Here is a 24602-nt window from a genome sequence, read left to right as displayed (position 1 = left end):
AAGGATGTGAAAACGCATGGCTCGAGCCAAACGCTTACTGCCATCTGGCTGCAGTTTCCATATCACGCTGCGTTGCAATAGCCGGCAGTTCTTGATTGCTAAAGGGTTAAGGCGGGATGTGTTGTTGGCGGTCCTTAAAAAGGCCCAGCAGAAGTTTGCTGTGAGGGTGTATGGGCTCTGCCTGATGGCTAACCACCTGCACTTGCTGCTTAAGCCAACCAATACCAAGGATTTGCCGAGGGTGATTCACTGGTTTGCTTGGTACTCCGCCATGGCACTCAACCGCTTGAGCGGGTGTTGCGGGCATTTTTGGGAGGCTCGGTATTACGCCACAGCGATTGCTCCGAAAAATCACAGGCGAGCACTGAATACCTTGCGGTATATCCATGCCAACCCCAAAGCAGCAGGAGTAAGAAAAGGATTCTTTGATCCCTATAGCAACTATGGCCACTACAGCCGGTTGAAAGCAGATGGCATCAGTGAATGGCACCCAACCTTTTTAAAGCTATCGGCATCCCTGGATGGATGTGCCAGGCGCTATGAGCGTTTCTGCCAGCGCTATCGCCATAACAGTACAAGTCTGAAAGATGACGGCCATAAGTGCTTTGGCTGTGGAGCCTCGCCAGAATAATTAAATAAGCTAGGGATGAAGTTTGGACCACATCCATTGATGTGGTGTGACGAGAATCGTGGTGGTATTTATGCGAACGGGAAGAAGATTGATATTAGCCAATTGCGTGTGGGGTGGTAGCCCGTGACCAAGATCACAAGGACTCTTGTCTCAGATCATCGAGCCAGAGAGTGATTCCGGCGATCGTATGACCATCGGATGGGAACAACCCCACCGATCCACTACCAAATTAAATCCATGAACAACACTGAACTATCCTTGAATCAACTAAAAGCCATTACCGGCGGAGCTTGGATCGGTGAAAATGGTGAGGGCTGCATTAGTCCAAGTCTTGCCGAATTCCTGAAAAAGTTGGGCTGGGATCCTTCTAAACCGGTGAAACCCATTATGAAAGCCTTCTAAATAATCAGAGACAATCATTCTGATCAACCTATTCCTGGTCTTCTGAAAGAGGGTTGCAATGAGATCAAATAAGCCCTTGCTGGTCTCTGAACAACTTCCTTACGATTTCACATCTTTAATTAAACCAATGAATGACTTTACTAACACTTAGCTGAGCCTTGACGAGCTAGCAAACATTACTGCTGCAGATCGTTATAAGTATTGGTGAATTCCTTGCCAATACTTATAACGATCTAAATAACGATCTAAAAAGCGTTGTTGTTTTCTATGGTGAATGGTACGGTGGCGCTGCTGGCGATAAAAGCTGGGATCGCGCAGCTTTAGACGCAGGCCAAGCAGCATGCATCCGGGACATGGAATGCAACAACTGCAACAAGGAAGAGCAGCCGAAGTGATTAGCTTCCGATAGCGTTATCTACCCCGTAGCAAGGCGGTTTTTTGCTGCGAATTCGATCAAATCCATGAGAATTGGCATCAAGTTGCTGTCAAGTTCCGTAACGCAAATGGCATTCGAGATGGCGACAAAGCTCTCAGCCTGTGGTGATTAAGTTAGGGATATAAGTAGTATTACGATAAAAGAAGTTGACGGTACTTTATGTTATGGATGCGAAGAAATTATTACTGAGTTCGGATATTTTGGTTTTATCTCTCTGGCCACATCAACTGCAGTAATAGATCTCCCCAGAGCAACAGTAATTCCCTTATCGCTGCATTGCTTCAACACTTTTCTCTGCTAACGATGTGAGCACCTCTTTCCCCTGCTCACTTACCAACACATCATCTTCAATACGAACACCGATCCCCTTCCAATGATCAGCAATCACTGGTTGCCCCTCCGGCACTGGCAAACGGTCACTGACATACAAACCCGGTTCCACTGTTAACACCATGCCGGGCTCAAGATCCACCGGATGCTCACCAAGGCGATAGGCACCGACATCATGAACATCAAGGCCAAGCCAATGGCCAGTGCGATGCATATAAAGGTGTCGGTAGGCCCCTTGCTCAATCAGTCCATCAACACTGCCAAGCAACAAACCCAACTCCACAAGCCCTTCAACGAGCACCCGCACCGCAAGATCATGCACGCGATCAGCAGTGCCACCCGGTTTCACCTCAGCTATCGCTGCCTGCTGCGCTGCTAAAACCAGCTCATACAGAGCGCGTTGCTCTGCGCTAAAGCGTCCGTTAACAGGGAATGTACGAGTGATATCTCCGTTGTAGTAATCAACGAGCGAACAGCCTGCATCGATCAACACCAGCTCACCATCAACAAGCGGAGCATTGTTAGCGGTGTAATGCAACACGCAGGCGTTATCGCCGCCGGCCACGATCGATCCATAGGCAGGGCCGCGCGCGCCTTGCTCAAGAAAATGCTGCTCGATTACAGCCTGCAGCTGTCGCTCATTCATTCCCGGACGCGCCGTATTCCGAGCCAGCTGATGAGCTTGCGCAGAAATCCGAGCCGTCTCACGCATGCGCTCGATTTCCTCTGCTCCCTTGCGCAACCTCAACTGATGGATGAAAGGACAAGGGGCTACAAGACCAAGCGCTGATACGCCGCTGCGTGGGGATTGATCGAGTTGCTTAGCCCAGGCCTGCAGAACCAGCGGCTCCACCTTTGGATGCTTCCCCACCCTGAAGCCAATCGCTTCGGCGCCTTTGAGGTAATCGCCCAACAGCTGAGGCAATTCAGCTATTGGATGAGCACGATCAGCACCGAACTGCGCTACTGCTCCCTCAACACCCCAACGGAAGCCATTCCATACCTCGGTCGTTGGCTCTTTGGGTTGCACAAACAGCACAAAACGCTCACCTTCGGGCCGATAGGGCAAAAACAAAGCCACCGCATCAGGCTCATCCAAACCGGTGAGATACCAGAAGTCACTGTTTTGACGAAACGGATACTCGCAATCGGCGTGATGCGTCACGAACGAAGCCGCTGGAATTACCGCTGCCACACCTCCCAATTGCGCCATCAAGCAAGCGCGACGCTGATGGAAGATACACAGATCGATCACGGCCAGAGACACAACAGCATTTGGACGTCAGGATGGCAGCAGAACACCATGCAGGGGGAACCCTCCATGCCATCGTCCGCCATTAGCGGATCACCACTAATCCTGATACCTAAGACGGTCACACTGCGTGGCCATGATCAGGAGTGGCAAAAGCATTTACGACTTGTCGTGATCAACCACGACATCCTTACTCCCCCCCGCCAGGCATGAGCAACGACCTGCTGGTCTTAACGCTATTGGTCGTTGTAGTTATCACCGGTTCTGCCTTGTGCTCAGGTGTGGAGGCAGCACTGCTCACAGTGAATCCTGTGCAAGTGCATGAGCTGGCCGCACGGCCCCAACCAATCGCAGGCGCCAGACGCTTAGCCCAACTACGTCAACGCCTGGGACGCACTTTGTCTGTACTGGTGATCGCCAACAACGGCTTCAACATTTTCGGCAGCCTGATGCTTGGCGCCTTTGCGGCTTATGTCTTTGAGAAGCACAACATCAGTGATGTGGCCTTACCGTTGTTTTCGGTAGGTCTCACATTGCTCGTGATCGTGCTGGGCGAGATCCTGCCGAAATCCCTCGGCAGCCGCCTGGCCCTCTCGGTTTCCCTGTCCAGTGCCCCAGTGCTGCACCTGCTCGGCCTGCTAATGCGTCCTGTGGTGGTGTTGCTCGAACGGTTATTGCCAGCAATTACCGCCGAGAACGAACTGAGCACGAATGAGAATGAAATCAGGCTGCTGGCAAGGCTGGGGTCGCAAAAAGGGCAGATCGAGGCTGATGAAGCTGCCATGATCGCCAAGGTGTTCCAACTCAACGACCTCACAGCCCGCGACCTGATGATCCCCCGGGTGGCAGCTCCCACCCTCGATGCTGCTGCCAACCTTGAAACACTTCGCCCTGAACTGCTCACCCACAACGCCGAGTGGTGGGTCGTGCTTGGCAAAGAAGTCGATAAAGTTCTTGGCGTGGCCAGTCGCGAAAGGCTGCTCACCGCCCTTCTGCAGGGTCAGGGTCACCTCACCCCTGCAGACCTCAGTGAAACGGTGGAATTTGTACCTGAAATGATTCGCGCCGATCGACTACTCACTGGCTTCCGTCGTGACAACAGCGGCGTGAGAGTGGTGGTTGATGAGTTCGGCGGTTTCGTGGGCGTGATCGGTGCCGAAGCGGTCTTGGCCGTACTGGCCGGCTGGTGGAGGAAGTCAAGCTGATGACGCAAGCACCACCCTCCACACCCGAGCGCTGTCACCTTCTACTCAGCCAGTGGGTCAAACAACTATCGCTGAGTAACCGCGAATACAACCAATTCGCTGGGGAGCTGATCGCACTAAATCGCCAACTCAAGCGATTGGAGCAGCGTCGCTTGCGCATCGCAGTGTTTGGTCGAGTAGGAGTCGGCAAATCAAGCCTGCTCAATGCACTGCTGGGTCAGAACGTCTTTGCCACCGATGTAGCCCATGGCTGCACCCGTCACCAACAAGCGGTGGATTGGTGCCAACCGATTAATAATCTTGATTCTGTAGAGCTGGTCGACACTCCCGGCATCGATGAAATCGCTGCTGCCGGCAGGGCACGGCTAGCGGCGAGGGTAGCTCTGCAGGCAGATCTGGTGCTACTGGTTCTTGACAGCGACCTTACCAGCGTCGAAGCAGCTGCCCTCAAGACCCTGCTCAAAAGTGGCAGGCCGATCGTGCTTGTGCTCAACCGCTGCGATTGCTGGTCTCCAGAGCAGCGCAATGCACTTTTGGCAAGTATTCGCAGCCGCCTACCCGCTGCAGCTCTCCAACTACAACTCCATGCGGTGGCCGCCGCGCCACGTGAGGCCCAGCTTCGTGCTGATGGCCTTGTGCGTAGCAAGATCTGCCCCCCTCAAGTGGAGCCGCTGCGCAAAGCCCTGATTCACCTGCTGATGGAGCAGGGTGAGTTACTTTTGGCTCTCAATGCCTTACGCCAGGCCGACCGTTTTTACCAGGTCCTCAAGCGAGGACGGTTGCAGCGAAGCAAGGCTGCAGCACAAGGCTTAATCGGCCGTTTTGCTGCCATCAAAGCTTCCGGTGTGGCAGCCAATCCTCTAGTGCTGCTGGATCTAGCCGGAGGTATGGCTTGTGACACTGCTCTGGTCGTCAAGCTTTGCCAGCTCTATGGCCTGCAGATCGGCGGCCCTGCAGCCCGGCAACTACTCGGCCGACTCTCAAGCCACAATGCCCTTCTAGGAGGTGCTCAGCTGGGCATTCAACTGGCACTCAGCGCAGTGCGTCAGCTGCTGCTGCTGGCAGTTCCCTTCACCGGCGGTTTAAGCCTGGCGCCAGCAGCCCCAGTTGCCCTCGCTCAAGCAGCCCTCGCCGTGCACACAACACGACGCACCGGCCGCCTAGCAGCACGAGAACTACTGCTTGGCAGCCAACGACGCGAGGCCCAACCCGCTGCACTGCTAAGGCGCCTGGCGGCCAACGACCCTCAAGTCCGGCGCTGGCTGATCGATTGGCCAGAGCTGGCGGCCAACGAACCGTGCCAACTTCAGACCCTGCTTCCATGAGCAAGCATCAGGGCACCATCGCCCTGTTTGGCACCAGCGCCGACCCCCCAACCTGCGGCCACCAAGCACTGTTGGAAGGCTTGGTGGCGATGTTCCCAAAGGTCGCCACCTGGGCTAGCGACAACCCAATGAAACACCACTGCGCCCCATTGGAGAAGCGAAAAGCTCTGTTGGCTACTTTGGTGAAAGCGATCTCTAATCCGCAGTTAGAGCTGGTGCAAGAACTCAGCAGTCCATGGGCGATCACTACTCTGAAACTCGCAAACACTCGCTGGCCTAGCAACGAATTGGTGTTTGTGGTTGGCAGTGATCTGGCTGGCCAAATCCCCCACTGGAAAGATGCTCGAGCTGTCTTGCAACTCGCCCGCCTCGCCATTGCTCCCCGTCAAGGTTGGCCACTACAGCTACAACAACTCGAAGCCCTCGAATGCTTGGGTGGTCGTATCGAGCTGCTACCAATGCAAATCCCCGCCACCTCAAGTTCTGAGGTGCGCAGTCAACCCAAGCCGGCCCAGATCCCTGCAGCATTGTGGCCATTGGTTCTGGAACACAACCTCTACGGCCTCGCCACCAGTCCCTGATGCGCCTTGCTCTAGCCCAGCTCAATCTACTTGTAGGCGATCTGGCTGGCAACGGCGAAAAGATTCTGACTGCCTGCCGTGAGGCTGCTGATCTCGGCGCAGATCTGGTACTCACGCCTGAGCTTTCCCTGTGGGGATATCCACCCCGAGATCTGTTACTTAGCCACAACCATCTCGTTCAACAAAGCGATGTGCTCAACCAGATGGCGAGCATCCTGGCCCGCGAAGCCCCTGAGCTGGCAGTGCTCGTGGGCCTAGCTGAGCAAGCCCATGACCCTCAACTGCCCCAGCTCTTCAATGCTCTAGCCCTGATCAAAAGATCCCAATGGCAGGTGGTAGCTCGCAAGCAACTGCTACCAACCTATGACGTCTTCGATGAAAAACGCTATTTCCGCCCAGGAGGAACCCCGGCTGTGTTGGAATTTGAACGCGATGGGCGTCGCTGGCGCCTTGGGCTCACAATCTGCGAAGACCTCTGGGTAGAAGAAGCACTGCAGGGCAAGCGCATTGCCGGCCCTGACCCCATCGCAGCGCTCCTGCCACAAAACATCGACCTACTACTTAATCTCTCGGCCTCACCATTCAGCCAATCCAAAGAACTTCTGCGCCAGCGCTTGGCCGCTAGGGCTGCACAGAGACTGAGCGCTCCGGTGATCTATGTGAATCAAGTGGGCGGAAACGACGAGCTGGTCTTTGATGGCGCCAGTTTCGTCGTCGATAAGCATGCTGAGCTTGCCCTGCAATTGCCCAGTTGTCGCGAAACACTAGCCATCTGGGATGCAACCTCTACAGCCACCCATCTCGACATCCCTACGATCGAACCCCTGGAGAAACTATTCCGGGCCTTGGTTCTAGGTGTGCGTGACTACGGTCGCAAATGTGGCTTTAAGCGTGCCCTGCTTGGCCTCAGCGGTGGTATCGATTCGGCTCTCGTGGCCGTGATCGCTGCAGCGGCAATAGGTGCCGATCAGGTGACATCCCTACTGATGCCTTCACCCTGGAGTTCAGCTGGTTCAATTAATGATGCCCTAGCCCTCGCCAAACGTCTAGGGATGGCTACCCACACTGTGTCGATTGCGACCTTGATGACGAATTTTGAGGCCGCCCTCATCCCTCCTCTCGGCAAGCCACCCGAGGGCGTGACTGCAGAGAACCTCCAATCCCGCATCCGCGGCACCTTACTGATGGCATTGGCCAACCAACAAGACCAGCTGCTGCTATCCACTGGCAACAAATCCGAACTAGCAGTGGGCTACTGCACCCTCTATGGCGATATGAACGGCGGCCTAGCCGTGATTGGAGATGTCTACAAAACCAACGTCTTTAGGCTCTGTGATTGGATTGACAGCCCTGCTGCCGAAAAATGCCGCCAAGAGGTAGGACTACCAACTAAAGGCGAACTGATCGGTACGACAATCCGCCAAAAGCCTCCCAGCGCCGAATTGCGCCCGAACCAACGCGATAGCGATTCACTACCCGACTACGCCCTCCTCGACCCTCTGCTTAAAGCTCTGATTGAAGAACGCCTCAGTACGGAGCAACTTGTCAGCAGAGGACATGACCCTGCCCTCATCGAGCGGGTGCAGCAATTACTGCGACGGGCCGAATTCAAACGGCGTCAGGCCCCGCCCCTGCTGAAGGTGAGTTCGCAGGCCTTTGGCAGCGGCTGGCGGCTACCGATCGCCGCCGAATAATCACCACAAAACCTGGTCAGGCTGTCCTGATGTCGCCAACCTAAAAGAAGTCATTGGCGTCCATGGACTCCTCTCTACTTTCGGCCCCAATAGCCAGCATCGGGGTACCGACCGAAATTAAAGCCGATGAGCTGAGAGTGGCTCTTACTCCTGACGGGGTGAAAGAACTGGTCACCAAGGGGCTAGAAGTAAGGGTTCAGGCTGGCGCCGGGGCTGGAGCAGGCATTGGTGATGAGGCCTTCGCTGATGCCGGTGCCAAGCTTGTCAACCGCGAGGAGGCCTGGGCAGCCCATCTCGTCGTGAAGGTGAAGGAGCCTCAGGAAGAGGAATTCGGTCTACTCAGGCAAGACATGGTGCTCTTCACTTACCTACACCTAGCCGCCTACCCGAAGGTGGGTGAAGCGCTCCTCAATGCTGGCACCACCGGCGTGGGTTACGAAACGGTGCAACTAGAAAACGGCAGCCTGCCGCTACTGGCACCAATGAGCGAAATCGCTGGCCGTCTAGCCGCACAAGTGGGCGCCCATTTGCTCGAACGACCTCATGGCGGACGCGGCGTGCTAATCGGAGGCTGCACCGGCGTGCAACCAGCCCGGGTGGTCGTGTTGGGCGCTGGCACCGTGGGCTGGAATGCAGCCAGGCTGGCCGCCGCCATGGATGCCGAAGTGATGCTGCTAGACCGCTCACCTGAACGCTTGCGCAGCCTTGAGGCAAGGCGCCGCGGCAGGCTGATTAGCGTTGTCAACAGCCGTGGCCTGCTGGAGCGACTCATCCCCACTGCAGACCTTTTGATCGGTGCCGTCCTGACGCCCGGAGGTCGAGCACCCACCCTCGTCGATGAAGAGATGGTGAAACAAATGAAGCCCAATTCAGTGATCGTGGATGTAGCGATCGATCAGGGAGGTTGTGTGGCCACCAGCCAAGAAACCACCCATACCCATCCCACCGTGACCATCCACGGCGTCCAGCACTACGCCGTCGGCAACATGCCAGGTGCGGTGCCTTTTACCTCCACTGAAGCTCTGGTGAGTGTGACCCTGCCCTACATCCTTGGCATTGCCGGGCGGGGCCTTGAGGAGGCCGTCACCGAACGTCCCGAACTTCTTTCCGGGCTCAACACAATTCAAGGCTCCGTTTGTCATCCGGGTGTCGCCAAGGCCCTAGGGCTACCACCAAGGCACCCAATGGCATGCTTACGCTAAAAAGCCTTCACCACAAAACCAACTCTCAAAAACGCTGCTTCGCAACGCTTTTAATCAGCATCACGACAGTGGTGTATCAGAGCTGAATGAAATCTCACTCAACCGATCCAAAGGCCTCTGCAGGGAGTCCTTCGCAATCCCCTCCCTGAGAGCCAATAGCAATCCTGCCGCTTCCGCATAACTACGAGCTCTCTGCACTCCAGAGGCAATTCCCAGCGCCTCTGGCGTCACCTTCAGCACGCTCGGGTTGGTCACGGTGATCAAAGGGACACCCCGCTCCAAGCAAGCCAACACCGCTTCACCGCCAAGAGCACCCTCCGGGGCCACCACGGCACCAAGCTGCTCAGCTCGCAACAGCTCTGCTCCTGCAGGCAATGCCTCTTCAGTTGTGAGTGGCACAAGATCCGGTGCGCGGCTTAACCCCACCAACACACAGGCCAAAAATGTATAGCCCAACTCCTCACCAGCAGCACGTGGATCCAAAAGTGGATCGCATGGCAGTGGAGACAAAGCCGGCGCATGAGCGCAAGGCAAGCCGAGCTCACCCACCAGCAAATGGCTAATCACCGCCTCGGCACCGGCAAGCGCATCAACACCACTGCCCTGGCGATAGGCCCTCAGAGCCTCGCTTTGAGGATCCTCCGGGAAACGGGCAACCACAGCGATTGCGCTGGCACCGGCATCGCGAAGCTGCTCGCCAGCCCGCAGCAGCGCATCGGGCTGGCCTAATTCACCCCAGCTAGCCCCACTACTCCCCTCACGTAAGCGCACCTCCAAGGGAACGTCTGTGGTGACCACTGGCCCGAGATTCAAGCCAAGACTGGCGCGACAACCCTCAGCAACCTGCCATTGCCTCTGCCGCAACTCCGGTTCGATGCCAGCATCCAACAACAGACCAATCCGTTGCTGACGCACAGGTCGCAAGCCAAACTCACCAGCAGCAAAACGATCCAAGCTGTAGCCCTCGACGTATTGAATGCGCGGGTCACTCCAATAAAGCGCCGCTCCATTGATCACATTCGGATGGGTGATCAAGCAACCGCTAGCTGCTGCTAACAGCCGAGCACTAGGCAAAGCATCACCGGCATAGCCACCAATCGCACAGCCAATCCCCGTAGGCACCACCAGCAAGGTAGGCAATGGAGGCGGGATCGAAACGCTTGCAGAGAGAAGAAAAGAAGGGATCAAAACGTCATCCCCTTACGTGTCAGAACTAACCACAACCGCCTCAATCTTCAACTTGCGAGAGTGGTCACCAGTGGATTCCACTGCTGTGATCGCCCATCGCAAGGGCTCGCCATGTGCAGCGAGCTGTTCTCGTAACCAGGGCCGCAACTGATGCAAAGGCAACTGCGCAGACCAGACCAGCTCAAACTGCATCACACACAAATTCAAGCTCACTTCAGATGCTCACCAAACTGGGCTTCATTGAAGACATCCTGTCACCACAAAACTGGCAAAAAACGCTGTGCTCCGAGCCATCAATCTCATTGGTGTAAGCAAAGCTACGCCAAAAGCTGTGACAGTGATCCAAATCAAAATGCGTCATGCTGCTCAAGCCTCTCAAGAGAAAGGCTCAACACTCAGGCCACCGTTGAAGTCACTCTCGAAAAACACCGCCAAGATCACCGCTCACCCGTTCTGCATCGCAAAAACTCCAACCATCAAAAAGCCGGTCTCAAAAGACCGGCTCACTGAAGTTAAATCAAGCGTAAGGCTAGGTACAAGACCCACCTACAACCTCCAGAATCTCCTGGGTAATTGCTGCCTGACGTGCTTTGTTGTAGTCAAGCGTGAGAGTCTTAGCTAAGGCCTTAGCGTTGTCGCTGGCATTGTTCATCGCCGTCATCCGACTGGCCAACTCGGAAGCCGCCGATTCCTGAAGGGCACGCAGCATCTGATTTTGCAGATAGAGAGGCAACAAAGCATTGAGCAGTTGCTCAGGACTCTGTTCAAAAATGATGTCCGACGGCAGCGGAGGCTGCTCATTAGCAGGTCCAACACCTTTCTCAACTGTGAGACGACTATCCTTTGTCGTCAGCCGGAAGATCTCATCATCGGCTTCGGCGATGCCCTGGGGATCAAGCGGCAAGAGGGTTTGCACCACAGGATTGCAGCTCACAAGGTTAATGAACTTGGTGTAAATCACCTCGATTCGATCTGTGCTTTGAGAAAGGAATTCGGCTAAAACCTCAGTGGTGATCGACTCTGCGTCATCAGAGGTTGGAACTTGCTCAAGGCCAGTGAAGGTAGCCCGAATCGTGTACTGGCTTGATCGATTGCTGAAATAGGTGATTGCCTTGCGACCAATTAAGACAAGATCAACCTTGTATCCCTGGCCATTCAACTCGGCATAGCGCTGCTCAGTGCGCTTAATGATGTTGGAGTTGTAGCCTCCGCAAAGGCCACGATCACCTGTAACAGCAAGCAGGGTAATGGTTTTGAGATCGCTGGTCTTCAAGAGAGGCGCATCTGCCATCTCAAAACTCATTCGCGATTGAATGTTCTCCAACACGCGAGCCAACCGGTCTGCGAAAGGGCGACTTCGCAACACCTGTTCCTGTGCTCGACGCACTTTCGCAGCCGCTACGAGACGCATCGCCTCAGTAATCTTTCTGGTGTTCTTAACGGAAACGATCCGGTCGCGGATGTCCTTGAGGTTCGCCATGGATAGGGTTCTCCGGGTTTACCTTCAGGGTCAGGCCGAGGCCAGCATCGACGACTTCACCTCGTTGATGGCGGCCTTGAGAATGGTCTCAGCATCCTCGTTGAGCACTTTCTCAGTCTGAACTTTGGTGATGTACTCGGGCTTGTTGGTCTTGAGGTAATCACGCAATTCACGTGAAAACTGAGTGACCTGATCCTCAGGCACCTCATCAATCAAGCCTTTCACTCCTGCATAAACGATCGCAACCTGCTCAGCCAAATTCAGCGGTGCAAACTGAGGCTGCTTAAGCAGCTCACGCAGTCGCTTACCACGCCCCAACTGCTTCTGAGTTGCTTCATCTAAATCAGAGGCGAACTGAGAGAAAGCAGCCAATTCATCAAACTGAGCCAACTCAAGCTTCAACGTGCCGGCAATCTTTTTGATCGCTTTGGTTTGAGCAGCACCACCAACCCGGCTCACTGAAATGCCAACGTTGATGGCAGGACGCAATCCTGAGTTGAAAAGATCTGAACTCAAGAAAATCTGACCATCCGTGATCGAAATCACATTGGTAGGGATATAAGCCGACACGTCTCCTGCTTGGGTTTCAATGATCGGCAGTGCCGTCATCGAACCGCTACCCATCGCATCAGAAAGCTTTGCTGCCCTCTCAAGAAGGCGGCTGTGGAGATAGAACACATCTCCTGGATAGGCTTCACGACCGGGAGGACGACGCAGCAGCAGTGACATCTGACGATAGGCCTGGGCCTGCTTAGTTAGATCGTCGTAGATGACCAACGTCGCCTTGCCCTTGTACATGAACGACTCAGCAATAGCTGCGCCCGTGTAAGGAGCCAGGTACTGCAAAGCAGCAGGGTCGGAAGCGCTAGCTGCCACAATCACGGTGTAATCGAGAGCGCCCTTCTCGCGAAGCACCTCAACTACGTTGGCCACAGAGGCAGCCTTCTGGCCGACAGCTACATAAACACAGACAACATCCTCTCCCTTCTGGTTGATGATCGTGTCGATTGCGATCGCAGTCTTACCTGTCTGACGGTCACCAATGATCAACTCACGCTGACCCCTACCGATAGGAATCATCGAATCGATTGATGTAATCCCTGTCTGCAGCGGCTCATGAACTGACTTACGTTTGATGATGCCTGGAGCTATCGACTCAATCAAGCGACTCTCAGTACTGGGGATATCGCCTTTGCCATCCATCGGTTGACCCAAAGGAGTCACCACTCTGCCCAGCATCTCATCGCTGACGGGCACTGAGGCAATCTTGCCAGTAGCTTTGACGGTACTGCCTTCCTGAATACCAACACCCTCACCCATCAACACCGCACCAACATTGTCGTCCTCCAAATTGAGGGCGATCCCTTCAGTGCCATCCTCAAATTCCACCAGTTCGCCAGCCATGACCTGCTCAAGGCCATAGACACGAGCGATACCGTCACCAATCTGCAGAACAGTACCGACGTTGCTGACGGAAACCGACTTGTCATAGTCGGAGATCTGCTGCTTGAGAATCGCGCTGATCTCGTCGGGGCGGATGGAAACCATGGGAGGCGTTGGTGTTGAGGAAGAGGGTGAGAAAGGGAAAAAGGTAGGGAGCTAGCTCACCTTGGCCAGTGCCAGGCCAAGACGTCGAACCTGTCCAGCAACGCTGGCGTCGATCACCTTGGAGCCGACGTTGACAACGAAACCACCGATTAAATCTGGATCAATTTTGAGGTTGATCTCCAACTTGTCGGTATTGGCCACAGCCTGCACTTTCTTTTGCAGCGCAGCCTGTTGCTGCTCACTGAGTTCAGCAGCAGAGGTCACTGTGGCGAGAGCGATGTTGCGTTGCTCGCGATAGAGCTCAATCAAGCGCTCAAGCACCGCATCCAAAACGCCGATTCGCTGACGATCGGCGAGCAGCTTCAGAAGGTTGAGGAAAGAAGGTGTGACCTGATTAGCAAAAAGCTTTTGCAAGGCAGCCTTCTTGGCCTCCACTTCCAAAACGGGTGAGGCCATTGCCCCACTTAGCTCAGGGCAGTCGTTCCACAAGGCCAAAACTGCCTTTGCCTGATCAACCACCTGATCGACTTCCTTGCGGCTTTCAGCCACTTGAAGAAAGGCCTCGGCATAGGGGGTGGTAATGGTGTTAAGCAGTGGCATCAGACTTCCCCAAGGTTTTTGATGGACTGACTCACCAACTTGGATTGAGCCTCGGCATTGAGTTTCCCAGGTAAAGCAGATAGTGCATTCTCGATCGCCATACGGGCAGCTTCTCGACGCAATTGAGCGCTAGCACGACTGGCTTCAGCATTGAGATCTGCTGTAGCACCCTGCTTCACACGTGCCATCTCCTCAACCGTGCGTTTTTCACTGTCAAGACGAATGGCTTCAGCACGAAGCTTGCAATCCTCGCGGATCTGTTCGGCTTTCTGATGGGCAGCTGCCAAATCCTTTTTGGCAGCTGCCAAAGCCTCGGTGGCCTTAAGCAGACGCTCTTCAGCATCCTGAAGATCAGCCATAATGGCGACACGGCGGCGCTCAAGGATCCCCCCTATAAAAGGAGGAAGGAATTTGTAGAGACCGAAAATAACAATCGCCAGATTGACAATGTTGGCGTCAAACAAGTCGAGGTTCAGGCCGAAACCACCCTCACTGGCAAAGAACAAAGGACTAATCATTTGGCTGCCAGCAGGCGGTTAACGATGAGATCACCAAGCTTTTCTGCATCACCCTTAAGTTGACTCAAGGCCAAATCCCTCTGAGCATCAATCTCACGGCGAGCCTTCTCCCGAGCTGTATTCGCATCAGCATTTGCAATAGCGAGGGCTTCTCGGTAGAGCTGTTCAGAATCCTTTTCAGCTTCTTGAATTAACTGCTGGGCAGCAATACGAGCTGACTTGAGCTGTTCCTTAAGCTCTAACTCCAGCTTCTCCGCCTCCGCAAGCTTTTGCTTCGCCTCAGCGCGACTGGTTGTGACATAGACCTCTCGTTCTTCAACGACCCGACCAACGGGTCTGAAGAAGAGAGCATTGAGGATGAAGGTGAGGAGTACCACCTGCAACGCCATGAGCGGCAGAGTGGCATCGAAGTCAAATAGACCTCCAGCACCGAACAGAAGCAAGCTGGTCATGAGGCGAGAGTGACAGCAGTTGAAGCAGGACTCAGAACGGAGTGAAGGCTGGAGGGCGATGAATGCCCCCGGGGAAGAGTTCCGATCAACTCACAACCATGGCCGTGAGGTGATGAGAGCAGCCAGCGAGCGACTCCGGTCTGGATCAACCAGCGAAGGGATTGGCGAACAGCAACACCAAGGCGACCACAAGGCCATAGATGGTGAGAGATTCCATAAAGGCAAAAGAGAGCAACAGGGTGCCGCGAATCTTGCCTTCAGCTTCAGGCTGGCGGGCAATGCCCTCAACAGCGCCGCCTGCAGCGGTGCCCTGACCGATACCTGGGCCGATGGCCCCGAGGCCTACAGCTAGACCAGCGGCAACAACAGACGCGGCGGTGGTAATGGAATCCATGGTTGAACTAAAGGTGTGGGGCGCTAAAACAGCGCGTATGGGGACCGAGAGGTTGATACCAGCGCCAGGGACATCTCGGAGATTGTGAGATGGGCCCGAACAAGCCGGACCTGCGCGCATGGAGTTTGCCAGACCGAGGGGTTAGGCCTGGCTAGATCAGAGTTTGATCAATGGTGCTCTTCTACCGCTTCACCGATGTAATAGGCGGCGAGGGTGGCGAAGATTAGAGCCTGAATGGCACTGGTGAACAGGCCAAGGAACATGACCGGGACTGGCAGGAAGAGGGGAACAAGGAAAACCAAAACCGCAACAACCAATTCATCAGCAAGGATGTTTCCAAACAGACGAAAGGAGAGTGATAAAGGCTTGGTGAAATCCTCCACGATCTTGAAGGGGATCATGATCGGGGTGGGATGGACGTAGTACTCGAAATACCGCAATCCCTTGCGACTCAAACCGGCATAGAAGTAAGAGAGCGACACAAGTAGAGCAAGTGCCACGGTGGTATTGATATCAGCCGTAGGAGCACCCAACTCCCCACTGGGGAGGTGGATTAATTTCCATGGGACCAAAGACCCGCCCCAATTGCTTACAAAGATGAACAAGAACAAGGTGCCAATGAACGGCATCCAATCGCGATAAGCCTTCTCACCAATCTGGGTGCGAGCTAAATCACGGATGTAATCCCAGAGGAACTCGAGAAGATTTTGAACCCCGTGTGGATCACGCTCCATCTTGCGTGTGCCCACAACAACAAGGGCAAGAATGGCGCCAATCACAATCCAGGATGTCATGAACACCTGGCCATGGAGCTGAAGATTGCCAATCTGCCAGTAAAGGTGTTGACCCACCTCCAGTTCGGCAAAGGGAAGAGCAATTGGCAAGAAACCCATCAGGCTGGAAATTCGGTGTCGAGAAAACGACGGTTTGAGGAGAAGCCGGCAAACCGGCAATTCAGTTGATCCAGGTTTGGTTCAAGTTCATGACTCAAGCAAAACCTGCAGGATCATGGCGGGCTTATAGAGCAGAAAACCGAGCAGGGCCGGCAGAAGCTCAAGCTGAGGCAAACGAGAAACCGCAAGTACAAGCAAAACGGGAACGAGAAGCTGAAACTTGCTCACACTCTTCGATCCGTTGCCGAGCTTGCCAACGCTGCGAGCTAAAAGCCGCAGGTAGAGAACTCCAGACAAAGCACCGACTAGCACACTGCTAGCGATGTGAAGATCGAAGAAAAGTGCGGTGACGGCCACCGCAAAAGCGGAGACGGTCAACGTTGCCAGGATGTAGCGCCGCTGTAGCTGCGCATAGTCGTCAGATGAAGCCGTAGAAGCCACAGCTGACAACTCAGGATCCATAGAGAGCTCAGTGTTAGGGCTAGCCTCCACAGCTGTTTCCAGTCCACCCTGTCCCTCCTTTGGAGGGTCAATTTCAGGCTGGAGCAGCGGGGATGCCAGCAAGGGCGCCGAGGCTCTTGGATAAAGGCCCGCGGAATCTATCATGTAGATGCAACATTTCCAGGCGAAAGCAAGAGCACCTGCCGCCGTTGCAAATCCCTGGCCAAAGAGCTGATCCGCTTCGAATCCCAGCCAAGCGGCAAACATCCGAGAGCTGTATCAGGCGCCGCCTCGATTGCCTGAAGCAACTCAACTTGCTCAACACTTAGCTCTAGAGGAGCCATCTCGAAATCCAGCACAGACTGGCCAGGCCAGCCCCAGAGACAGATAGAAAGCTTTCCCGTAGCAGCAAGCAAGTCCTTATCATCTGTCCAACCCAGGGAGGCCTGTGGCCCCTTGGAGAGGAAGAACTCGAAATGACTGATGTCTGGATCTAGCTGTTCCATCAGTTGCCATTGCTGACGCTGCGGTAACGCCAAAGCCATCTCAAGCAATTCACCCTGCAACAGCCTTACTGGATCCCAAACCTTGGGATTAGAAAAACCCACAAACTCCAAATCAGCTGAAGCGACAAAAGCAAAAAGTCGTTCAAGGTTGTAACTCGTCTCCTGGGGATGGAGATACATATCTGCAAAGTTCACGTCTGCTACGCAGTCGATAGCCCAGCGCTGTTCATGATTAAGCCTGAGGCGGTTGTGCTCAGGCAAGATTGCAAACAGCTGCCGGGCCAATCTCAGGCCCTGCTCATCAGTGCCCACTCCCAGGGACGAAAGAAACCGCTGAATGCGATGAATTTCCCATCGACCAGCTTCGGCATAAAGGAAAAGGTGCAGCAAAGCCCCTGGCTTTAAACGGGATGCCAGAGCTTTGAGTCCAGCTTCTGGCTGTCGCAAGTGGTGCAGCGCACCAACGGAATTGATGTAGTCAAATTGCCCCTCATCTTCAAGCTCGAGCAAGCTTTGGTTCTCGATACGAACATGCGCCTGATCGTTGCCTCCGGAACGCTGTAAACGCTCTCGAGCCACCTCCAGCGCGCCGCGGGAAATGTCCACAGCCAGAATCTCCGCGCCGGGATTGAGATGGGCTAGGTAATCGGTACTAACACCCGTACCGCATCCGGCATCAAGGATTTTTAGAGGCTCACTACCAGCACATTTTCGGACAACAGAACCGGTACAGACCGCATAGGCCATATCCACACACCAACGCCAGTTGTATCCAGGCGGCGGCCCGTCCTGCAAAGGATCTCCTGGGTAAGGGAAGCGGTCATAAAAAGCACTGACAACAGGTGTGGCCTCATCGCACGGCTGAGCAGCAGAGGACATCGAAAGGGAGCTGGCAACAAAGAGAGCATTTCATGGCCTCCCCCGAAGGGAGTCAGGACATCCCCTACAGCACATATCCCAAAGCGAAGAAAGCTGAATCGACAAAATCAAACTCGTTTCTAGAAAGAAGATTGTGAAGAACAAGAATCGAACCTATGACATCTCCTGAATGCCCTTGAACTTCTCTTGTCCAATAATGTTTTAAGCAGTTTTTTGTTGTCAATTAAGACTTGGCAAAGTGCTATTAACACGTCTCAATAGGTAAACTTGACTAAGACCTCCCCTCTTGAGCAGCTCCTCCGTCCTATCCCGCCGGAGTCAAAAACAACGGCAAGGGGCATTACGGCTTAGCCGTAATGATGGAAGCGATCAGTTGTCTTTCTGGCAAAAACGTCTCCCCCTCCCCTGGGCACTCTGGCCCGCTGAAGGCCGTTTACTACTTACCCTTTTTGCCTTCTGGAGCCTGGCAGGGCTGATGGTGCTTGGCTCGGCTAGCTGGTGGGTCGCCACTCGAGAAATGGGAGAAGGTGCTTATTACCTCAAACGACAACTGATATGGATGGCTGCCAGCTGGAGCCTGCTTGGCCTGGCTGTCTCTACCAGTCTGCGCCGTTGGCTAAAACTTGCAGGACCAGCCCTCTGGCTAAGTTGCTTCCTCGTCGCAGCGACCCTAGTCATCGGTAGCACCGTCAATGGGGCCAGTCGCTGGTTAGTGATCGGCCCTCTCCAGATCCAGCCATCAGAACTAGTCAAACCCTTTGTGGTGCTGCAAGCCGCCAACCTGTTTGCCCACTGGCAGCGCATCAGATCTGATGAGAAATTGCTCTGGCTTGGCATCTTCGGGGCCCTACTTCTACTGATTCTCAAACAGCCCAACCTCAGCACTGCCGCACTGACGGGCATGTTGTTATGGCTGATGGCACTGGCCGCTGGTCTGAGGTTGCGCACTTTGCTGGCAACCGCCATGGCAGGCGGCCTGCTTGGCACAACCAGCATTCTGATCAATGAGTATCAGCGCATACGAGTGATCTCCTTCCTCGACCCATGGCAAGACCCACAAGGGAGTGGTTATCAGCTCGTACAAAGCCTGCTTGCCATCGGCTCCGGGGGGTGGTTTGGCGAGGGCTTCGGCCTCTCCACCCAAAAACTGCAATACCTGCCCATACAAAGCACTGATTTCATCTATGCCGTTTTTGCCGAGGAATTTGGTTTCGTGGGCTCGGTGATGATGTTGCTCTTCCTGATGTTGGTTGCTTTCCTCGGCCTACGGGTAGCTCTGAGTTGCAGAACCAACCAGTCGCGATTGGTTGCTATCGGCTGCACAACGATCCTGGTGGGTCAAGCCGTGATCAATGTGGCCGTGGCCTCCGGCGTGATGCCCACAACCGGCTTGCCCTTGCCAATGGTGAGTTATGGAGGCAATTCACTGCTCTCAAGCGTCATGATTGCCGGTCTTTTGATCCGTTGTTCCCTTGAATCAACAGGGCTCCTTGGTGGCAGATCCCCTCGACAGCGACGTCAGTCGATAGGGTAAATACCGTAATTTGATCCGGCTGAACCGGCTCTACCCATCCCTGCTCTGGACCTGGTTCTCTCAGATCTAGCCCGCAACGGTGAGCAAATGCTCAGCCACGGGCTAAGCAATCAAGGTCCGCTCACCCTGGCCCTCGTTTTTGCTGCCGGCTTTCTAACCAGCCTAGGCCCCTGCTCCCTTTCCCTATTACCCGTCACCCTGGCCTATCTGGCAGGTTTTGATAGCAATCAGGCCCCCTGGCTCCGCAGCATCGCATTCTGTGGCGGCATTGTGGGTTCCCTGGTACTGCTTGGCAGCCTTAGTGGTCTGATCGGACGGATTTACGGTCAGGTGCCTGGAGTGGTGCCCACCTTGGTAGCACTGCTGGCGGTAGTGATGGGACTGAATCTGCTGGGCCTCCTAAAACTGCCCCTGCCTACAGGACCAGATCCAGATCTTTGGCGGCAACGCGTTCCAGCTCCACTTGCCCCAGTAGCCGCCGGGTTGGCCTTCGGCCTAGCCGCCTCCCCCTGTACGACACCTGTACTGGCTGTACTACTGGGATGGATCGCCCAAAGTGGTCAACCTTTGGTAGGAATCGTGCTACTCACCTGCTTTGGCATTGGGCAGGTCCTACCACTGCTACTAGCAGGAAGCGCAGCTGCCATCCTGCCGAAATTACTGGCACTGCGACCATTAGGCCGCTGGATCCCCCCCATGAGCGGAGCCGTTCTACTCACGACGGGCGTTCTCACTCTGTTGGCCCGCTGGAGCTGAACCTATGGCCACCTTTAAACGCCTTCTTGCCTGGATCTCCGACCTACGAATAGCCATAGGTTTGCTACTCGTTATCGCACTCGCAAGTGCCCTAGGTACTGCGATACCCCAGGGAGAACTCCGAGAGAGCTACCTGGAAGGCTATAGCGACAAACCCTGGCTGGGCTTTGTCAACGGTTCGATGATTCTGCGCCTGCAGTTGGATCACGTTTACACCAGCAGCTGGTTTTTAGCGCTGTTGGCCTGGCTTGGGCTTGCACTGATCCTCTGCAGCTGGCGAAGACAATGGCCTGCTCTGCAAGCAGCTCTGCAATGGATCGACTACCAGGAGCCGCGGCAATTAAGCAAACTTGCCATCGCCGAAACAATCTCAAGCCCACCAAAAAACGAAAGTATCGACAAACTGGCCGCCCATCTCCATCAACAGGGATGGCAAGTCCAACAACAGCCTGGCAGGCTTGCCGCGCGGCGCGGGATTATCGGCCGAGCAGGGCCAATGCTTGTGCATCTGGGCCTAGTGCTGCTGATGATAGGGGCCGTCTGGGGTTCCTTAGGTGGAAATCGTTTGGAACAATTCCTCGCCCCGGGGCGTTCCCTCGACTTGTTAAACCGTGATGGGAACAGCCATCTCAAACTCACCCTGACAAACTTTGGAATTGAAAGAGACCCAGCGGGTCGACCTGAACAGTTTCGCTCACAACTAGAGCTGCTTGAGCCTGGTCAAGACACTGCCAAGCTGCACGAAGTCAGTGTCAACCATCCGCTGCGCTTCCATGGCTTAACTGTCTATCAAGCAGACTGGTCTCTAGCTGCGATCACACTGCAACTTGGCCGCAGCCCTCTACTGCAGCTGCCTCTGCGCACTTTCCCAGAGCTTGGTGAACAGGTCTGGGGGCTCGTACTACCAACCAACCCTGATGGCAGCGAGCCAGTCCTTCTGAGCCTCACCAGCGAAGCAGGGCCAGTACAAGTGTTCGATGCCACTGGTGAGCGATTGGCCAGCCTGCGACCAGCAGGCCCAACGGCAGAAGTAAAGGGAATACCAATCCGCGTCGTCGATGTTCTACCCGCCAGCGGCCTGCTTCTCAAGCGCGATCCGGGCGTGCCTCTGGTCTACATCGGTTTCTTGATCACCCTGGTGGGTGGGGGACTGAGCATGATTGCCACACGCCAACTCTGGGCGGTAGGCGACCCTGAAAATGAATGCCTACACGTTGGCGGTCTCTGCAACCGCAATCTGACCGGCTTCGCTAATGAGCTGCCCAGCCTGCTTGCAGCAGCAATACCACAGCAATAAGAATCAATATTTACAATATTGCCAATATTTTTTTAATCCTCTGATTTTAGATCAACCAGCACAAGAAAAGTCAAATAAGCCTAGATCAGTATAAACAGTTTTCATTTAAATAGTTATTCCAAAAACATTTAAATGCTGGCTTCACCCTTTCTTCAAGCATGCTCTAGAGGGGCATGCTTCTTGGTTGATGATTTTCAAATCACACTCTTGCGTTCCAAAACTCCTCCGCGCCGACATTATTTTCCATCTATCTATTACCACCTATCGTACCATCACTATATTGATTCAAGGTGCAAATATTATGAAGTTCTGCATTGCAGTCGTGATAAATTGCTCCGTCATTGATCAACAAGGGATTGCTAATGCTTGAGAATAATTATTCTAGTGCCTGAGTGTTCTATTGTGGCATGATTTACATAGCAATCTTCAATGCAATAAGCATTTTCACCTGAGACACTTGGATCAGTATTAATTGTACTGCCAGCATGATTTGGATGAGGTGTAATTGGCTTGCTCGCCATAATCAAGCCATAAGACTCTTTAGCAAAATTACGCTATCAATCTGACTGGGCATAAAACCAGCCGCATCTATTGCTTAAGTGACTAGCAGAGCTGACGACTGCCATGGCTAACCCGCACCACCGTATGCACATTGCCGCGCGGATTGAAATCTGCTTCTAATTGCATCCAGACCGGATTACAGGCGACAACCAAATCATCAAGAATCTTGTTTGCGGCCTCCTCATGTGAAATCTTGCAATTCCGATAGCTATTCACATAGAGCTTGATCGCTTTGAGCTCAATCACTCTCGGGCCTGGCTGATAAAGCAGACGTAGCACAGCAAAGTCGGGATACCCAGAGAACGGACATTGACAGGTGAACTCAGGCAACTCAATTGAGATCTCATAGGGCCGCTCAGGCCTCGGATTGTCAAAGCAGATCAGCTCACCCTCAGCAATCACCCGTTCGCCATAGAAGGGTTTAGATGCCTGCGCTTGAGTACTGCTCACGGGGATGGAACGATGCCTAAAACGGACCCTAGATCTCGACTCCTAGCTCGGCCTTAGAGAAGAAAGCATCTGCTTTGGAGTCAACGCAAACCGCAGCAACGCTCATCAAAACCCCAATTTAAGAAACTCTTCAGATAACAAAGTCGAAAATGTTCACCATGAACAGCGTGATCGCTGTAAAAAGGAATTGAAGGACAAAACGTTGAGCTAGGTCATCGCATCGTCGTTGATCCATCAGCCGGAAGTAGCCCTCCGCAAGGCGAAGCAACGCTCCTTTCCACGAAGCGGCACCTCTGCCATCAAGGCAAGAAACCCCATCCCTTCGAGGCTCATCCCATGACCACTCAAGAACGCACCTATCGCGGCGTCACCTACAAGACTGCTGACCACGAGCAGCCCAGTAATAGCGCCGTGAAGCATGTCTACCGCGGACAGCGCTATGAGGCTCCCCTCAAGCATGACGCACGACCTGCTGATACCGAGGTGGAACTCAATTATCGCGGCAAGGTCTACCATCACCGCCAAAATGACGCCGCAACAAGCTGCAACAGCTAAATCGGTAACAACAGCCACAACCCAGGCCCGTTGAAAAAGCCCTAATGGGTTCACTCACGGGCCCAGTTCATGGACATCTGGTTAATCGGTACTGGTGACAGCATCCAGATCCGCCCTGCCAGCATCCATGGAATGCTCTGGCTACAGACCCATTTTGAAGATGCCCACTGGGATGCGCTTGCTTCAAGCCAAGTCAGACTTCCTCAATTGGACGCGGAAGCCCTTTCCCAGGATGCAAAGAACGCAGGAATGAGCCTCGGGCATCTATCTGCCCTATCAGTTCCAGGCCGTTTCTGACACACTTCCTTTATCTCTGAACGAGCAACATCAAGCCGTCATGAAGAAAGTCGAGGCGATTGTCCGTCCCTTCAAGCTTGAGGACGTCAAGCTTGCATTAGTCAATGCCGAGATCATCGGCATGACTGTGAGTGAAGTGAGAGGCTTCGGACGCCAGAAAGGCCAAGTTGAGCGCTATCGGGGCTCGGAATTCACCGTTGAATTCCTGCAGAAGTTAAAGGTCGAAGTAGTCGTCGACGACGACAAGGTGGAAGCTGTCGTGAACGCCATTGCAGAAGCTGCCAAAACAGGCGAAATCGGTGACGGCAAGATTTTCATCTCTCCAGTGGATTCCGTAGTACGTATCCGTACCGGTGAGCGTGACAGCAAGGCCCTCTAGGCCAACGTCTGAGCCACAATTCTCTCAAGAACTGGAAGATCTACGAGGGTCTCGTCACCCAGCCAGAGCAGGTATTCATGATTACCCGCCGGTCCAGTGATCGGAGAGGCGATAAGTCCCTTGGGCCACCAATCCAAAGACCTTGATGTGTCGATCACGCTCTTCAAGGCATCCACATGGGCCAAGGCATCCCTGACCACTCCACCTTTACCCACCCGCTCACGCCCAACCTCAAACTGGGGCTTCACCAGCAGCACTGCCTCCGAGTGGTCTGGCTTAAGTAGTTTCTTGATGGCAGGCAGCACAAGCCGCAAGGAGATGAAGGCAAGATCAGCAACAGCAAGGCTCGGTAAAGGCTCCTCAGCCCCGTAGAGCTGATCAGGGCTGAGGGTGCGCAGGTTGGTGCGCTCTCTGAGCACCACACGAGGGTCGTTGCGCAAATCCCAGGCCGTCTGGCCATAGCCCACATCGATTCCATAAACCCGAGCGGCACCATGCTGCAACAGACAATCGGTGAAACCTCCTGTCGAGATGCCGCCATCCAGGCACACTCTTCCCTCAACATTGAGAGGAAACTCCCGCAGAGCGCCCAGCAACTTTTCCCCGCCACGAGACACGAATCTCGGTGGCTGCTCAACCTGAAGCTCAAGCTCCTGTGACACCTCATGACCAGGCTTATCAAGCAGCTGGCCATTACCATCTCGCACCTTGCCGGCGCGGATCAGCTGCTGAGCCTGATGGCGAGAACTCGCCAAGCCCTTCATCAGCAGCTGCAGATCAAGACGCTGTTTGTGGGACATTTCGTCATAAAAGCAG

General features: G+C 54.3%; 28 protein-coding genes, 1 pseudogene and 1 riboswitch. Of the genes and pseudogenes, 14 read left to right on the top strand and 15 right to left on the bottom strand.

Annotation, left to right across the window (positions count from 1 at the left end; genetic code table 11):
* Positions 1–16 precede the first annotated feature (16 nt).
* Together SIB66_RS05820 and SIB66_RS05815 are read left to right on the top strand one after the other, a co-directional pair.
* Positions 17–574, top strand: a pseudogene (locus tag SIB66_RS05820) (transposase); the annotation flags it as partial.
* A 255-nt stretch (positions 575–829) separates the two neighbouring features.
* The gene (locus SIB66_RS05815; protein WP_236070227.1) at positions 830–1033 is read left to right on the top strand and encodes a CCRG-2 family RiPP; all 204 of its coding nucleotides are present in this window, start codon (positions 830–832) and stop codon (positions 1031–1033) included.
* Positions 1034–1225: 192 nt separating this feature from the next.
* Here SIB66_RS05815 and SIB66_RS05810 read toward each other — a convergent pair whose 3' ends face one another.
* Together SIB66_RS05810 and SIB66_RS05805 are read right to left on the bottom strand one after the other, a co-directional pair.
* The gene (locus SIB66_RS05810; RefSeq protein ID WP_413681438.1) at positions 1226–1375 is read right to left on the bottom strand and encodes a hypothetical protein; all 150 of its coding nucleotides are present in this window, start codon (positions 1373–1375) and stop codon (positions 1226–1228) included.
* Between the two features lie 359 nt (positions 1376–1734).
* Positions 1735–3012 carry an aminopeptidase P N-terminal domain-containing protein gene (locus SIB66_RS05805; protein ID WP_063406311.1) on the bottom strand — a complete coding sequence of 426 codons (1278 nt, stop codon included), beginning with the start codon at positions 3010–3012 and terminating at the stop codon, positions 1735–1737.
* An 18-nt stretch (positions 3013–3030) separates the two neighbouring features.
* Between SIB66_RS05805 and SIB66_RS05800 the strand changes: the two genes are divergently transcribed.
* From SIB66_RS05800 to ald, 6 genes are all read left to right on the top strand, one after another.
* The gene (locus SIB66_RS05800; RefSeq protein WP_236070228.1) at positions 3031–3264 is read left to right on the top strand and encodes a hypothetical protein; all 234 of its coding nucleotides are present in this window, start codon (positions 3031–3033) and stop codon (positions 3262–3264) included.
* Positions 3261–4256 (top strand): CNNM domain-containing protein, encoded by a 996-nt coding sequence (locus tag SIB66_RS05795; protein ID WP_011130826.1) that lies wholly within the window; start codon positions 3261–3263, stop codon positions 4254–4256. Before SIB66_RS05800 ends, SIB66_RS05795 begins: the two co-directional genes overlap by 4 nt.
* Positions 4256–5581, top strand: a complete 1326-nt coding sequence (locus tag SIB66_RS05790; protein WP_063406313.1) for a GTP-binding protein — start codon at positions 4256–4258, stop codon at positions 5579–5581. The genes SIB66_RS05795 and SIB66_RS05790 overlap by 1 nt, the downstream gene beginning before the upstream one ends.
* Complete coding sequence (locus SIB66_RS05785; RefSeq protein ID WP_063406314.1) at positions 5578–6162, top strand: nicotinate-nucleotide adenylyltransferase; 585 nt, start codon at positions 5578–5580, stop codon at positions 6160–6162. The genes SIB66_RS05790 and SIB66_RS05785 overlap by 4 nt, the downstream gene beginning before the upstream one ends.
* A complete protein-coding gene (locus tag SIB66_RS05780) occupies positions 6162–7856 on the top strand; it encodes an NAD+ synthase (RefSeq protein WP_063406315.1) in 1695 nt (564 codons plus the stop codon). The genes SIB66_RS05785 and SIB66_RS05780 overlap by 1 nt, the downstream gene beginning before the upstream one ends.
* 62 nt (positions 7857–7918) lie before the next feature.
* Positions 7919–9058 (top strand): alanine dehydrogenase, encoded by a 1140-nt coding sequence (ald, locus tag SIB66_RS05775; protein ID WP_063406316.1) that lies wholly within the window; start codon positions 7919–7921, stop codon positions 9056–9058.
* Positions 9059–9118: 60 nt separating this feature from the next.
* Here ald and SIB66_RS05770 read toward each other — a convergent pair whose 3' ends face one another.
* The 11 genes from SIB66_RS05770 to SIB66_RS05720 all read right to left on the bottom strand — a co-directional run bounded on the left by SIB66_RS05770 (position 9119) and on the right by SIB66_RS05720 (position 17957).
* Positions 9119–10246: a DUF3326 domain-containing protein gene (locus tag SIB66_RS05770; protein ID WP_063406317.1), complete on the bottom strand. Its 1128-nt coding sequence runs from the start codon at positions 10244–10246 to the stop codon at positions 9119–9121.
* Positions 10247–10258: 12 nt separating this feature from the next.
* On the bottom strand, positions 10259–10438 hold the full coding sequence (locus tag SIB66_RS05765; RefSeq protein WP_063406381.1) for a hypothetical protein: 180 nt from the start codon (positions 10436–10438) through the stop codon (positions 10259–10261).
* Positions 10439–10775: 337 nt separating this feature from the next.
* Positions 10776–11726 carry a F0F1 ATP synthase subunit gamma gene (locus tag SIB66_RS05760; RefSeq protein ID WP_011130834.1) on the bottom strand — a complete coding sequence of 317 codons (951 nt, stop codon included), beginning with the start codon at positions 11724–11726 and terminating at the stop codon, positions 10776–10778.
* A gap of 30 nt (positions 11727–11756) precedes the next feature.
* Positions 11757–13274, bottom strand: coding sequence for a F0F1 ATP synthase subunit alpha (atpA, locus tag SIB66_RS05755; RefSeq protein WP_011130835.1), 1518 nt, complete (start codon positions 13272–13274; stop codon positions 11757–11759).
* Between the two features lie 51 nt (positions 13275–13325).
* Positions 13326–13874 carry an ATP synthase F1 subunit delta gene (gene atpH, locus SIB66_RS05750; protein WP_011130836.1) on the bottom strand — a complete coding sequence of 183 codons (549 nt, stop codon included), beginning with the start codon at positions 13872–13874 and terminating at the stop codon, positions 13326–13328.
* On the bottom strand, positions 13874–14392 hold the full coding sequence (locus SIB66_RS05745) for a F0F1 ATP synthase subunit B (protein ID WP_063406318.1): 519 nt from the start codon (positions 14390–14392) through the stop codon (positions 13874–13876). Before SIB66_RS05745 ends, atpH begins: the two co-directional genes overlap by 1 nt.
* A complete protein-coding gene (locus tag SIB66_RS05740) occupies positions 14389–14844 on the bottom strand; it encodes a F0F1 ATP synthase subunit B' (RefSeq protein WP_063406319.1) in 456 nt (151 codons plus the stop codon). Before SIB66_RS05740 ends, SIB66_RS05745 begins: the two co-directional genes overlap by 4 nt.
* A 145-nt stretch (positions 14845–14989) precedes the next feature.
* Positions 14990–15238 carry an ATP synthase F0 subunit C gene (gene atpE / locus SIB66_RS05735; RefSeq protein ID WP_011130839.1) on the bottom strand — a complete coding sequence of 83 codons (249 nt, stop codon included), beginning with the start codon at positions 15236–15238 and terminating at the stop codon, positions 14990–14992.
* A gap of 167 nt (positions 15239–15405) precedes the next feature.
* Entirely contained in the window at positions 15406–16131 is a 726-nt protein-coding gene (gene atpB, locus SIB66_RS05730) for a F0F1 ATP synthase subunit A (RefSeq protein ID WP_011130840.1), read from the bottom strand.
* Positions 16132–16218: 87 nt separating this feature from the next.
* Positions 16219–16737, bottom strand: a complete 519-nt coding sequence (locus tag SIB66_RS05725; RefSeq protein ID WP_236070229.1) for an ATP synthase — start codon at positions 16735–16737, stop codon at positions 16219–16221.
* Positions 16734–17957, bottom strand: coding sequence for a class I SAM-dependent methyltransferase (locus SIB66_RS05720; RefSeq protein WP_063406320.1), 1224 nt, complete (start codon positions 17955–17957; stop codon positions 16734–16736). Before SIB66_RS05720 ends, SIB66_RS05725 begins: the two co-directional genes overlap by 4 nt.
* Before the next feature lie 286 nt (positions 17958–18243).
* On the opposite strand from SIB66_RS05720, the gene SIB66_RS05715 reads away from it, so the two are divergent.
* From SIB66_RS05715 to SIB66_RS05705, 3 genes are all read left to right on the top strand, one after another.
* A complete protein-coding gene (locus tag SIB66_RS05715) occupies positions 18244–19491 on the top strand; it encodes an FtsW/RodA/SpoVE family cell cycle protein (RefSeq protein WP_011130843.1) in 1248 nt (415 codons plus the stop codon).
* 87 nt (positions 19492–19578) lie between these two features.
* Positions 19579–20247 carry a cytochrome c biogenesis CcdA family protein gene (locus tag SIB66_RS05710; protein ID WP_236070230.1) on the top strand — a complete coding sequence of 223 codons (669 nt, stop codon included), beginning with the start codon at positions 19579–19581 and terminating at the stop codon, positions 20245–20247.
* A gap of 4 nt (positions 20248–20251) precedes the next feature.
* Positions 20252–21544 (top strand): cytochrome c biogenesis protein ResB, encoded by a 1293-nt coding sequence (locus SIB66_RS05705; protein ID WP_063406321.1) that lies wholly within the window; start codon positions 20252–20254, stop codon positions 21542–21544.
* A 603-nt stretch (positions 21545–22147) separates the two neighbouring features.
* Here SIB66_RS05705 and queF read toward each other — a convergent pair.
* Positions 22148–22555, bottom strand: coding sequence for a preQ(1) synthase (gene queF / locus SIB66_RS05700; RefSeq protein WP_063406322.1), 408 nt, complete (start codon positions 22553–22555; stop codon positions 22148–22150).
* A 198-nt stretch (positions 22556–22753) separates the two neighbouring features.
* A riboswitch (Glutamine riboswitch) is annotated at positions 22754–22829 on the top strand.
* Between the two features lie 62 nt (positions 22830–22891).
* On the opposite strand from queF, the gene SIB66_RS05695 reads away from it, so the two are divergent.
* The 3 genes from SIB66_RS05695 (at position 22892) to SIB66_RS05685 (ending at position 23786) form a co-directional block, all read left to right on the top strand.
* Entirely contained in the window at positions 22892–23110 is a 219-nt protein-coding gene (locus tag SIB66_RS05695) for a DUF4278 domain-containing protein (protein WP_074160837.1), read from the top strand.
* Positions 23111–23179: 69 nt separating this feature from the next.
* On the top strand, positions 23180–23407 hold the full coding sequence (locus SIB66_RS05690; RefSeq protein ID WP_041384564.1) for a hypothetical protein: 228 nt from the start codon (positions 23180–23182) through the stop codon (positions 23405–23407).
* Between the two features lie 40 nt (positions 23408–23447).
* A complete protein-coding gene (locus tag SIB66_RS05685) occupies positions 23448–23786 on the top strand; it encodes a P-II family nitrogen regulator (RefSeq protein WP_011130849.1) in 339 nt (112 codons plus the stop codon).
* Here SIB66_RS05685 and SIB66_RS05680 read toward each other — a convergent pair.
* The gene (locus SIB66_RS05680) at positions 23783–24586 is read right to left on the bottom strand and encodes a TlyA family RNA methyltransferase (protein ID WP_063421616.1); all 804 of its coding nucleotides are present in this window, start codon (positions 24584–24586) and stop codon (positions 23783–23785) included. The genes SIB66_RS05685 and SIB66_RS05680 overlap by 4 nt on opposite strands.
* Positions 24587–24602 lie beyond the last annotated feature (16 nt).

It is taken from the genome of Prochlorococcus sp. MIT 1318 (assembly GCF_047304505.1).
GTDB classification, from domain to species: domain Bacteria; phylum Cyanobacteriota; class Cyanobacteriia; order PCC-6307; family Cyanobiaceae; genus Prochlorococcus; species Prochlorococcus marinus_D.
This window is presented reverse-complemented; position numbering and strand designations above follow the sequence as displayed.